The 12,421-nt window shown below is 35.3% G+C and carries 11 protein-coding genes and 1 other annotated feature (1 of these 12 cut by a window edge); of the genes, 6 read left to right on the top strand and 5 right to left on the bottom strand.

Translation table 11 applies throughout. The features are described 5' to 3' along the window. Positions 1 to 67, top strand: a binding site (T-box leader); it begins 142 nt to the left of the window's first position. Positions 68 to 152: 85 nt separating this feature from the next. Further along, positions 153 to 1,421 (top strand): tyrosine--tRNA ligase, encoded by a 1,269-nt coding sequence (gene tyrS / locus PI85_RS00495; RefSeq protein ID WP_036119601.1) that lies wholly within the window; start codon positions 153 to 155, stop codon positions 1,419 to 1,421. A gap of 44 nt (positions 1,422 to 1,465) precedes the next feature. Here the strand turns inward: tyrS and PI85_RS00500 are convergent, their stop codons facing one another. Continuing rightward, positions 1,466 to 2,272 (bottom strand): cobalamin-binding protein, encoded by an 807-nt coding sequence (locus tag PI85_RS00500; RefSeq protein WP_036119597.1) that lies wholly within the window; start codon positions 2,270 to 2,272, stop codon positions 1,466 to 1,468. 144 nt (positions 2,273 to 2,416) lie between these two features. Then, positions 2,417 to 3,622 carry an iron-containing alcohol dehydrogenase gene (locus tag PI85_RS00505; protein ID WP_036119594.1) on the bottom strand — a complete coding sequence of 402 codons (1,206 nt, stop codon included), beginning with the start codon at positions 3,620 to 3,622 and terminating at the stop codon, positions 2,417 to 2,419. A 536-nt stretch (positions 3,623 to 4,158) separates the two neighbouring features. Here PI85_RS00505 and PI85_RS00510 point away from each other — a divergent pair. The 4 genes from PI85_RS00510 (at position 4,159) to PI85_RS00525 (ending at position 7,712) form a co-directional block, all read left to right on the top strand. After that, positions 4,159 to 4,707 (top strand): MarR family winged helix-turn-helix transcriptional regulator, encoded by a 549-nt coding sequence (locus PI85_RS00510; RefSeq protein ID WP_042737435.1) that lies wholly within the window; start codon positions 4,159 to 4,161, stop codon positions 4,705 to 4,707. Positions 4,708 to 4,797: 90 nt separating this feature from the next. After that, positions 4,798 to 5,994, top strand: a complete 1,197-nt coding sequence (locus tag PI85_RS00515; protein ID WP_036119591.1) for an MFS transporter — start codon at positions 4,798 to 4,800, stop codon at positions 5,992 to 5,994. 595 nt (positions 5,995 to 6,589) lie between these two features. Continuing rightward, positions 6,590 to 7,444, top strand: a complete 855-nt coding sequence (locus PI85_RS00520) for a hypothetical protein (RefSeq protein ID WP_036119588.1) — start codon at positions 6,590 to 6,592, stop codon at positions 7,442 to 7,444. An 82-nt stretch (positions 7,445 to 7,526) separates the two neighbouring features. Then, the gene (locus PI85_RS00525) at positions 7,527 to 7,712 is read left to right on the top strand and encodes a hypothetical protein (RefSeq protein WP_008176785.1); all 186 of its coding nucleotides are present in this window, start codon (positions 7,527 to 7,529) and stop codon (positions 7,710 to 7,712) included. Positions 7,713 to 7,991: 279 nt separating this feature from the next. Here the strand turns inward: PI85_RS00525 and rpsD are convergent, their stop codons facing one another. Then, positions 7,992 to 8,594, bottom strand: a complete 603-nt coding sequence (gene rpsD / locus PI85_RS00530; protein WP_025114455.1) for a 30S ribosomal protein S4 — start codon at positions 8,592 to 8,594, stop codon at positions 7,992 to 7,994. A gap of 469 nt (positions 8,595 to 9,063) precedes the next feature. Here rpsD and PI85_RS00535 point away from each other — a divergent pair, with 469 nt between their 5' ends. Then, positions 9,064 to 10,947 (top strand): sensor domain-containing diguanylate cyclase, encoded by a 1,884-nt coding sequence (locus PI85_RS00535; RefSeq protein ID WP_036119585.1) that lies wholly within the window; start codon positions 9,064 to 9,066, stop codon positions 10,945 to 10,947. 82 nt (positions 10,948 to 11,029) lie between these two features. On the opposite strand, the gene PI85_RS00540 is transcribed toward PI85_RS00535, so the two are convergent. Further along, a complete protein-coding gene (locus PI85_RS00540) occupies positions 11,030 to 11,509 on the bottom strand; it encodes a GAF domain-containing protein (protein ID WP_008176791.1) in 480 nt (159 codons plus the stop codon). Between the two features lie 24 nt (positions 11,510 to 11,533). Continuing rightward, positions 11,534 to 12,328, bottom strand: a complete 795-nt coding sequence (hisJ, locus tag PI85_RS00545) for a histidinol-phosphatase HisJ (RefSeq protein WP_036119583.1) — start codon at positions 12,326 to 12,328, stop codon at positions 11,534 to 11,536. Between the last annotated feature and the right edge of the window lie 93 nt (positions 12,329 to 12,421).

Raw genomic sequence — 12,421 nt, forward strand, 5'->3', positions numbered from 1 at the left:
AGTGGAAGGTGGATGACATCTTCAAGCCGGGTGGTACCGCGTTAATTTACAATTTAACGTCCCTGCATGCAATTGTTTGCGTGTAGGGATTTTTTTTATCTCATGAATTTGTCCATGCACGTAGCGAATTTCAATCAATAGGAGGAATCATCATGACAAACGAATTATTACAAGATTTAGAATGGCGTGGGCTGCTATATCAACAAACAGATGCTGATGGTATGGCAAAATTATTAGAAGAACAATCTGTCTCTTTATACTGTGGTGTAGATCCAACAGCAGATTCTATGCATATTGGACATATTGTTCCGCTTTTAACTTTACGTCGTTTCCAAAAAGCTGGTCACCGTCCAATTTTACTTGTGGGTGGGGCTACAGGTATGATAGGAGATCCTTCAGGCCGTTCAGAAGAGCGTCAATTGCAAACTGTGGAGCAAATCGATAAAAATGTTCAAGGTATCCGCGGTCAACTAGAACGTATTTTTGACTTTGCTAAAGATGGTAATGGTGCTCAACTTGTGAACAATCGTGACTGGATCGGCAATATAAATACGATTGAATTTTTACGTGATTATGGGAAATTAATTAATGTTAACTACATGTTGGCAAAAGATACAATTGCTTCTCGACTTGATACGGGGATATCTTTCACAGAGTTTGCTTATACATTAATTCAAGGGATTGATTACAATCATTTATACAACCACTACAATTGTCGTATTCAAGTAGGCGGTTCTGACCAATGGGGTAATATTACAACAGGTTTAGAGGTTATTCGTAAAACTCATGAAGAAATAACTAAAGCCTTTGGAATTACGATTCCATTAGTAACGAAAGCTGATGGTACGAAATTTGGTAAAACAGCTGGTGGTGCTGTTTGGTTAGATGGTAAGAAAACATCTCCATATGAGTTCTACCAATTCTGGATCAATGCTGCTGATGCAGATGTGATCAAATACTTGAAAATATTCACATTCCTTACTCGTGAAGAGATTGAAGCATTAGCTGTTTCTGTAGAGGAAGAGCCACATTTACGTAAGGCTCAAAAAGCACTTGCTGAGGAAATGACACGATTAATTCATGGTCAAGAGGCGTTAGAGCAAGCTATCCGTATTACGGCAGCGTTATTTTCAGGCGATTTAAAAGCACTTTCTGCTGAAGAAATGAAGGATGCCTTTAAAGATGTTCCTTCTATTGAAATGGCTAAGGAAGATAAAAATATTGTAGACCTTCTAGTGGAAGCTGGCATCTCATCATCGAAACGTCAGGCGCGTGAGGACGTTTCAAATGGTGCAATTAGTGTCAATGGAGAAAAAGTGACGGATTTAGAATATGTATTCGATGCAAAGGATCGTTTAGAGGATGCATTTAGCGTTGTTCGTCGCGGTAAGAAAAAATATCATATGGTGAAGTTTGTGTAATGATTGAAACAACATCCCCCGACCAAAAAGGGGATGTTGTTTTTTTATGATAAAAAACTTGGCAATTTTATATGTTCATATTGTTGAGGGTGCAATATTTTAGCTAGCTTTAAAGCCCCTTCAATAAGGCGGGGAGAAGGGCGACAATAAAGCCATTCCTCCATTACATGGAGCTGTTCCATTTTCACGGCATGTAGCTCACTAGCGTGAGGGCGCTTTAATAAGTTGGCTGGCTGTATACGCTCAAAAGCTACGCCTACCCAAGCCATCATGATGTAGTCAGGCTTTCGTTTAACAACATCTGTCCAATCTGTTTGAACACTGGCTAGTTCGACATCCTGAAATAAATTGACTCCACCTGCAATAGCACTAATTTCTGTTAGCCAATTTATTTTTCCTGGTGTAAAAATAGGGTTCGGCCACCATTCCCAATAAAGGGTAGGTTTCTTCATGAGGGATTTTGCAACCGTACGCATTTTGTCAATCGATTGCAAATATTCTTCCGCAATTTTTTTAGCACGTTCTTCTACATGACAAGCTCTCCCGAGTGAAAGGAGGTCTTGAGCAATTTCCTCTAACGAGTTAGCATTAAAAACAATATGTGGGATATTTCTTCTTTGCAATTCCTCGATGTTTTTCTCCATTCCAGGCACACTTAATGAAGCAAGAACAAGATCGGGCTGTAATTCCTCTAAATCGTTCATATTAATAGATAAATCTGGGCCGAGCTGTGGCAAATCTTTAACGCTGGATGGCCAATCGGAGAAATCATCTACTCCAACAAGCTGGTCTGTCAGTCCTAAATAGGCTACAAGCTCCGTATTGCTTGGGCATATCGAGATTAAACGCATATTGTTATCTCCTATCCTTTTTTAAGAAAAGTATAGCGAGAGTTTGCATTCTAAACAATGTGTCTACGTTTTTTTTATTTTAGTGCATAGAAAAAAGGTGGAGAAAACGCTTTGTTTATCTCCACCTTTTGTTTTTAACATTAATTATGAAAGAGCAACAGCTTCAAGCGATGTCTCTTTTTTTACGATAGGGCCCATTGCATTTGTAATAATTTGTTTAATATCCTCTAGTGTTGCCTTACGAGGATTTGTCTCAGCACATACATCTAGCATCGCATTTTTTGCTAAAATTTCAATATCCTCATCTTTTGCACCTAGTTCACGGAAGCCGCTAGGAATATTCAAATCTTTTGATAGCTTTTCAATCGCTGAAATAGCTTTTTCAGCAGCATCTCGTTTACTTAATCCTTCCACATTTTCACCTAATAATTCAGCAATGCGAGCAAAGCGCTCCGTACGTGCTGTTACATTGTAGCGGCAAACATGTGGCAATAAAATCGCATTACATACGCCATGAGGTAGGTTATAGTAGCCACCTAACTGATGAGCAATTGCATGGACATAGCCAAGTGAAGCATTATTAAAGGCCATACCAGCTAAAAATTGGGCATATACCATTTGTTCACGTGCCTCTAAATCAGCTCCATTTGCATAAGCACGTGGTAGGAATTCGGGAACTAGTTGAAGTACCTTTTCAGCACAAGCATCCGTAATTGGTGTAGCATTAGTCGAAACAAATGATTCAATAGCATGTGTCAATGCATCAACACCAGTAGCTGCTGTTAGAGCAGGAGGTAAACCAATCATTAGTTCTGGATCGTTAATCGAAACTAACGGAGTCACATGTTTGTCAACGATGGCCATTTTCACTTTACGTGCTGTATCTGTAATAATGGTGAAACGAGTCATTTCACTAGCAGTACCAGCCGTTGTGTTAATAGCAATTAATGGCACAAGTGGATTTTGTGATTTATCAACGCCTTCATAATCGTGAATGCGTCCACCATTCGAAGCAATAAGTCCGATACCTTTTGCTGCATCATGAGCGCTCCCTCCTCCAAGAGAAACGATTGAATCACAGCCTTCAGCATGGTAAGCTGCAATGCCATCTTCAATATTTTGATCTGTTGGATTTGGTTCTGCTTTAGGGAAAATTGCTACATCAATTCCAGCAGCTGTAATGATGTTTGCAATTTGTTCAGAGAGACCTAATTTGTGTAAGCCCTCATCTGTTACGATTAATGTCTTTTTCACTTCTAAATCATTTAAGTGTTTACCAACTTCTTGAATTGCTCCAGGTCCAAATAAGTTTGTTTTCGGCATAACAAATTGCTTTAGAACGTCTGACATACTTCCAACCCCTTTTTAAAAATTATTATTGCTTGAATGATGGTGAACCACCTTTCGGAATTCATCGTATTCTATTTTTTGTTAAAGTTCAACTCGTATTTTTATTAAAATTGTTCATTTTATCCTTGTTATTATTTTACAAAAAAGTTAGCTTATCAAAAGGTTCTTTAAAAATAAGAATTGTATAAGAATATTGATTATAATATGGTTTGGAAAATGTTTTACTATAAAAATAAAATATATTTTTTGGAAAACGGTTCTATTTGAAGTGGTCTAAGAATAGTAAATAACTGATATTTAATTTTTAATATTAAGGTAGTGAATATATTATTTTGAAACTAAGTAATTACTATTTTAAAGTACATAAAATTGTCACAAAGTGAGAGGGGATTATGATCATTGAGAGGCATTGTGTTTGCACTAAAAAAGGAGTAGCTTTTATTTTGAAGAAATTTGTGGAAATAAAGTGCTTGCCTTCAACTAAATTTATAGTTAGGATGGTTTATAGTTAGATAATCTAATTAAAAGGTGATTCAATGACAAAATTTAAGAAAACGTACATGAATGAAGATGATTTACCAGCCTTAGGGATAGAGCCGTATGTGGAACTGATTCAGATGTCTTCATCAAATGAAACAAATCATGAAGATGCGAAATTGGGTTTAATGTTGTTATGGTTAAGTGATTACGTTTTAGATGTAACAGACAATGAGTTAGCTCCTTTCGGTATTACAGAAAGTAAATTAGACTTATTGCTATTACTGACATTACATGGGGAGAGACATGCGACTCCGTCTGCTTTAGCCAAACGACTGGGAATTACGAGAGCATCTGCAACGTCAATGCTCGATTGGTTAGAAAAAAGAAATCTTGTTGTACGAAATCATAGTAAGGAAGATCGGAGGAAGATCTATGTAAGTTTAACGGATGAAGGTCGTACTTTTATAGCTGAAGTTTTACCGACATATTGGTCGTCGTGTGCTTCTAATTTAATTGATTTGGAGCCTGATGAACGAAAAGTATTTGAGAAGCTAGTGAGTAAATTAGTAACATCAATACAAAGAAAACTAAATGTGGAGCGTTAAACTGTAGCTATGTTGGTACAGTTTAATTTTTAATCGTTTAATTAGATTATCTAACTATAAGTTAATCAAACTAAAAGGGTGATTTATTTAATGAGTATTGTAATTTCAGGTAATCGAGAAAATTATGCTTTAATGACAACTATTTTATCCTGGACAGGTATGGTAGTGATGTCGAGTCTCTATTTAACAATACCTCTGATTAGTTTATTCAGTGATTATTTTAATATTTCATTGGCTCAAGCAGGCTTTACATCAAGTGTTTTTTCACTTGGATTTGCACTAGGTTGTTTTTTCTATGGTGCGATATCAGAAAAATATGGTCGAAAAAATGTCATTGTATTTGGGCTTTTTTCACTAAGCATGATCACGTTACTTCTAGGATTAGTTAATGATTTTTCTGTTATTCTTTTATTGAGAGGATTACAAGGGCTTGCGGCAGCAACATTTTCACCAGTAGCACTTGCTTATACTCTTGAGATTTTTCCAAATGATCGAAAAGTTGGGGCCATTGGTTTTATCAGTACGGGATTTCTTGTTGCGGGTATAGTTGGGCAGGTGTTTAGTGGATATGTAAGTGAACATAGTCATTGGCACGTCATTTTTTATGTGCTTGCTTCCGTGTATGTTATAACTGCTTTGTTAGTCGTGTGGATCTTACCGAAGGGAGTACTTCAGAACCAATCTAAAAATATATGTGCTCCTCTGAAGAAAATCGGTATTATTTTTACCATTAGAAATTTGATATTCAGTTATATCATTGCGTTTGTATTATTAATGTCATTTGTCAGTATGTATATTATTTTAGGTGCATATTTAACGAGTGATTCCTTCGGTATGAATAGTCAAAACCTCATTTACATTCGTGCCTTTGGGATAGTAGGAATGGTGATGTCACCATTTGCAGGTAAATTAGCGAAGCGTTTTAATGTACTATTTGTATTAAAAATGGCCTTATGTCTTTCGATTATCTCACTAACGGTGATGAGCTTTGTTTCAACAATAGCTGGTTTAACGATTATTAGTATTTTATTTGTCGGTGGGATTGCACTGGCGGTTCCTTCATTAGTAACACTTGTTAGTCAGTTAGGCTGGAATATGGGAGGGATTGCGGTCTCTATGTATACAGTCATTTTATTTGCTGGAACAAGTGTTGCACCATTCATATCTGTTTATTTTATCCAAACTGGTAGCTTTACTGTAGCCTTCCTTCTTCTTGCTACAACACTTAGTATTGGATTAGTTTCTGCGCTTATGATTAAAAGTGGAAGAAGCGTAGGTTCGAATTGATTGTTCATAAATTACGATTAAATGGTAAAAAGCCCTGAACCTTAATAAACAAATCAGGCTAAATTTTAGTTATTAAAATGAGCTGGTATCTAGAGAGATACGATCAGCTTGGTTTAAACAAATTCTGACCCTAATTTTTGCAATAATCATTTGCAAAATTGGGGTTTTTTATATGGTCCATAATTGTAGAATCATTTCCTGAGACTATTTGTTTTCGTTTATAGAGGAGGTGTGGGACAAGAGGTTATTTTTACTGGCATTTTCAAGAAGTTTCGAGACTTGTTTTAGGTCTTTATTTTAAAGAAATTCAGAGAATAAATTATAATTTTACCTTAATATAAAATATGTTGTCAATAATAAATTTGTGAAATTTTCAAAAAATGTTATAATAGTCTTATAATCATTTTTTGAAATCGTATTTCAAAATCCGATGTCTTTTTTACAGATAGAATTTGGGCGCTTTTTTTATATTTTTTTAAAGCTAAAGAAAAAATTAACACAGTTTTGTAAACTTTTAAGGAAGTTGGTTGAATAATTATTAATTTATTATCTAATGGTAACCGAGTTTTTTTATTCCATAAGGAGGACTAGAATAATGAATCTAATCAATAAGAAAGTTACGCACAAGCGTTTCGGCGTAGGTAGTATCGTTAAGCATAATGATTCTAGTATTGAAATCGATTTCGCATCTGAAAATAAAAAGTTTGTTTTCCCTGATGTATTTGGAAAACATCTACAGCTGCATGATAAAAGTGATGCTAAGTCACTTGAAGAGATTATACAAAAAAAGGAAAATGAAAGAAAAGAAGCGGAATTGAAGAAGGAAGAGGAAAAAAATCTACAACGAAAAAAACTGGCACTTCGCTTGGAACATGAAAAACTTATGAAAAACCATAAACTTCATCCTGCATCACAAATGGTTTTTTGGTGTGACACGGAAGAACAGATTACTGCTTTTTCAGAGTGGAAAGTTTTCTCAGGAGTATTGAAAAGTGGTAATAACAAAGGAAAGCCAAACAAGCCGAGCCGCTTGCACCCGAATAGCGCTGTGCTATTAACAGCAATAGATTCCAGTAAGCTTGAAAAAGAAAGACGCATCTTAGGTATCTATATGGTGAAAGAAGATTTTGTCGGCAAAATTTGTGAAAATGGATATATTCCTGCTCATTCGACCTACAGAATTCAACTTACAGAACAGGAATCAGATCAGCTGCTTTTTTGGAAATATTATACAAACGAAAAATCTCCTGACAAAATGACATGGAATACTGGTAAATACCGTTATTTTGAAAATATATGGATGGCCCAAATTTTACTTGATATCATGTCGTTGAAAAGTGACCCAAATGAACGAGAGCAGGCACAACAATTTTTTCAACATTTTTGTAAAATGAATCAGATATCAGCTCAAGAATTACCAAAGCCTAATGGTGCATTAATGCGTATTTAGAAGGAAAAAATCGATTAAATGCAGAACCACAGAACAGAATTTAATTATTTCAAAGTTGTAATTAAACAAAAGGACGGATGTAATGAAATATAATAAAACAGTTATGCTAAAGCTTATCAATGAACATCGAGTACTGCATGATGAATTAAAAAAGCTAAAATCTGAAATGGGATTAGAGAAAAATTTTGCAGTAAAGGCCATGTATCATTCATTTGTAGCAGAGGATGGCCCTTATATGAAAGAGTACCAAGATTTAGAGCGATTATAATTAACAAATGGTAAGATAAGTTTATAATCAAGCTATTTATTTTATGGGAAACTCAAATAGTATGACTTTAACCAGAATGGAGAAATTCATTTTGGTTTTTTTCTTTTATCGATAAGCGGATGGACTGCAACTATATTTATTGATGAAGTAAATAATTTTATTGAAGTAAAAACGCCAAGTTATAATATCAGAAAGTGAATATAAAACAAAAACCCCGTAAACACTTGGTATACCAAGATTACGGGGTTTAAGAATCCGAAGATTTCTATCGTTAAAAAATTAACGAGAGTAGAACTCTACGATGAATGATTCGTTGATTTCTGCTGATAACTCAGAACGCTCTGGAAGGCGAGTGAATGTACCTTCTTTTTTGTCAGCGTCAAATGTTAAGTAGTCAGGTACGAAGTTGTTTACTTCGATTGCTTCACCTACAACAGCAAGGTTTTGAGATTTTTCACGAAGAGAAATCGTTTGACCTGGTTTTACGCTGAATGATGGAATGTCAACGCGTTTGCCATCTACTAAGATGTGACCGTGGTTAACTAATTGACGAGCTCCACGACGAGTACGAGCTAAACCTAAACGGTAAACTAAGTTGTCAAGGCGAGTTTCAAGAAGGATCATGAAGTTTTCACCGTGTACACCTTTCATTTTACCAGCGCGGTTAAACAGTGTACGGAATTGACGTTCGTTCATGCCGTACATGTGACGAAGTTTTTGCTTCTCTTGAAGTTGTAAACCGTATTCTGATAATTTTTTACGTTGGTTTGGACCGTGTTGTCCTGGTGCGTAAGGACGTTTTTCGATTTCTTTACCTGTACCGCTTAGTGAGATACCAAGACGACGTGATAATTTCCAAGATGGACCTGTATAACGAGACATATTGTTGTCTCCTCCTTTAAATTTGGTTTTTTTGTTGTAAAACAAAAACCAGTAGTACCCATTCTTACACGCATTTTATTTTCATGTATTTTCGCCTATGCAGCCGTTAGGTTACGCGATACACCATCTATTTTTAATAGTTGACTATCTAAGTAGTTGTACAGAAGAAAATAGAGGAATAAAATACAATATAAGCTTATACCACTGCTGCGTTTATTTTACACAACCTTCATTGTAACTGCTTAGGACATGTACGTCAATTATTAGTATTTAAAATTTTGTAACAGGCGTATAGTAGGAATTTCCTCACTGTACATTCCTAATGTGTCAGAAATAGTTAAAGATACGCTGTAAAATCTAAAATGTAAAAGTAAGGGAGAATTTACATAGTCAAAATGACACAAATTATGTATAATATATTATAAGTTAATAGTAATTGATTTGGACGTTATATAGAAAAGGTGATTTCATGACAGACCATTTACAAACGCTAAAATATATAAAATCTGATGTTTTGAGCTTTTGGGTGAGTTCTAATGAAGAACAAGCTAGTTTTAATGGGTATTTTTATTCATTAAAACAGTGTCTTAAGAAACACTTGGAAATTGATAATGTAGCTTTTCTTAGTTTTGAAGGTAATTCTTTAATACCTATTGAGGAGATGGCTTCATTAACAATTGAAACAAAGCTAAATGCTGTGTCATGGCTGATGATCGAAGCTAGTTTTTATCAACAAAAAGTAGTGAAAATTCCTTATATATTAAAGGCAAGACAGGCCTATTCAATGATGACAGATATGGTGCTTTTCCAAGCAGAGGGCAATAATCCCATTGGTGTATTACTTGTGGAGGCAACAAAGTCTTGGACAGACTTTATGACCTCAGATTACGGCGAAAAATGTATAGAAATACTTTCTCAGGCTCTTCAAATGATGAAAGATAATTTAGATGTAAAAATAAATGAAGACCAATATAGAAAACTATATAACATGACTGATTTATTTCATTCAACAATGGATATTGATTTAATTTTAGAAAATGTATTGAAAAATATAAGGGATAACTTCCCTGAATTCAATGTAGAGCTTATATTATCGAATGATCAAGACCGACACACGACCATCGATATTAAGCTTTTTGATTATTTATCCGAAAGACCTACAACTATTGAGGCTTTTGTATCAGGAGATTTAACAACTGAACTTGCGAGTGATTTAAATTGCCGATTATTAAATGCTCCTATTAAAGGAAGGCAGGCAATTTATGGCATATTACAAGTAAGTGCTCCAACTACTTACCTTTTTTCAACGACTGAAAAAGATTTTGTACGGATGCTTGCACAGGCGTCAGGAAATGCACTAGAAAATGCAAAGTTATATCATCAGTCGCATCGCCTCGTCAGTGACTTACAGCTTATCAATGAAACATCACATCGTTTAAATATGAGGATTGACATTCATGAAATGTTACTTTTCCTACAAAAGCAGTTACTAAAATCTTTTCAACCAATGGAAGTTTGCTTCGCATTTAAAAAAGATGACACCTTTGAAGTAACGGGGGCAAGTACTTCGTTATTTAGTTCTGAAGAGGGTCAAACGTATATTAAGCATGTTGAACAACATTTTACTCAAACTAATGATCCGCTGTTTATAGCTGATTTTAGTCGATTAACCTCTAAACAAATTGATTATCGTTCCATAATGGCTATCCCCATTCTAATGGAGGAAAAGATCAATGGCTTTAGTATCGTCTTACATAAAGAGCCGTATTTCTTTTCGTTTGATAGCTTTAAATTAATGCAGTCTTTAATCCACCACTCATCTTTAGCAATTGCAAACTCTATTTTACGAACACAGCTTCAGGAAATGGTCGATTTGGATCATTTAACAAAACTATATGCACGTAGTTACCTAGATCATTTTGTAGAAAAGTCGCTTGAGTATGATCAATCAGGTATGTTTTTACTTATTGATATTGATAATTTTAAACGAATTAATGACACGTATGGTCACCAAGTGGGTGATAAAATTCTTATGCAGATTGCCGTTCAGTTGAGGGAAACAATAGGTAGTCGAGGAATTTGTGCAAGGTGGGGCGGCGAAGAGATGTCTGTATATGTACCTAATATCAGTGAAAAAGAAGCTTTAGAATTAGCAGCAGCCATCGTTGAAGTAATCCCAAGTGCCACGGACCCTCAAGTAACGATTTCAGCAGGTCTCATTACATGGAATGATCAAGACCGACCGGCTTTCCAATCTGTTTTCTTACATGCCGATACTGCTCTTTATGAAGCAAAAAATAGTGGTAAAAATCGTTTTTGCATCCATGGTGATTCTTTTCAAACAAATCAATAAGATGGATGGCATTAATGTAAAAGGTACTATAAAATAAATTGCCCTGAAATGACAATCCATTTCAGGGCAATTTTTTAACACCTTATATGTGAAGCAATAATGTTTGAACAAATTGCTCTAAGCCATCTTGATCATCCTGTGAGAAGCGATTCACAGTAGGACTATCGATATCAAGTACACCAATAATCTCACCTTGCTTCATTAAAGGTATGACAATTTCAGATTGGGAGGCAGCATCGCAGGCGATATGTCCTGGGAAATCGTGTACATCTTTGACAACAATCGTTTCTTTTGTTGCCACTGCAGTTCCACAAACTCCACGGCCAACCGGAATTCTAACACAGGCAGGTAGACCTTGGAATGGTCCAAGTACAAGCTCATCATCTTGTAAGAGATAGAAGCCGACCCAGTTAATATTTGTTAAAAATTGATTAAGAATGGCAGAAGCATTGCTTAAATTTGCAATCTGATCTGTTTCGCCAGTTAGTAGTGCATCTAATTGCTTAGATAGTGTAAGATATTGGTCAGCAATGGATCCTTCATAATTAATTTGTGTAAACATATAAGCACCTCGTTTAAAAGTTATTTAGATCGGTAATATAACATTATAATGTTGATGTAAATCAGCCACGCTATGGGCATCTGAACCAAATACATAAGGTAATTCAATAGCATGACAATAATTGATAAAGGCAAATGGTGGATAGGGCTCCAGACAAAATGGCTTACTTAAACCAGCACTATTTACATCTAATTCATAGCCATCTTGCTTCATCATGTCTAAAACCTGGTGAATTCGAGTGCCGTCAATTATTTTCTCATGATGTGCTAGCTGAAATTTATGAATAAGTGATGGGTGTCCAATCCGTTTTGGTTTATAGTAACCAAGGTCTGCCTTTATAGATTGTAGGACTGTATCATAATATAAATGATACACCTGTTCAACAGAGCCAACTTTCTTAGAGAAATCAATAAAGCATTCGGGAGAGAAGTCGATACATTCAAAGGTGTCCTGCCACTGTAAAAAATGAACTGACAAGATGGCATCATCTAAAAAATGTCCATATGTATCAAGAAAATGACGAGTTTCTTGTTCAAATCCTTTGATATAATCAACTTCTAACCCAATACGAATACGAATATCTTTTGCATATTGTTTTTGCAGGCATTGTAATTCTTTAATATATGGCATAAGATACTCGGGTTTCATCCCACTATCTTGCTGTGGTGTAGGATCAATAAAACCGTCTGGTAATGGGGCGTGTTCTGTAAACGTTATATCAGTGAAATTATGAGAAATTGCTTTTTCAATATATTGAATGAACGTGTCCGAACTGCCATGTGGACAATAAGGACTATGTATATGCCCATCACGTTTCAAAATGTACCACTCCTTTAGATCTATAGACCGCTATTTTGATATTTTACAATAGCAAAAATACAGTTTTCTGAAAATCACTTAAATTTTAGTACA

It is taken from the genome of Lysinibacillus sp. A1, assembly GCF_000801965.1.
In the GTDB taxonomy this organism is placed as follows: Bacteria; Bacillota; Bacilli; order Bacillales_A; family Planococcaceae; genus Lysinibacillus; species Lysinibacillus fusiformis.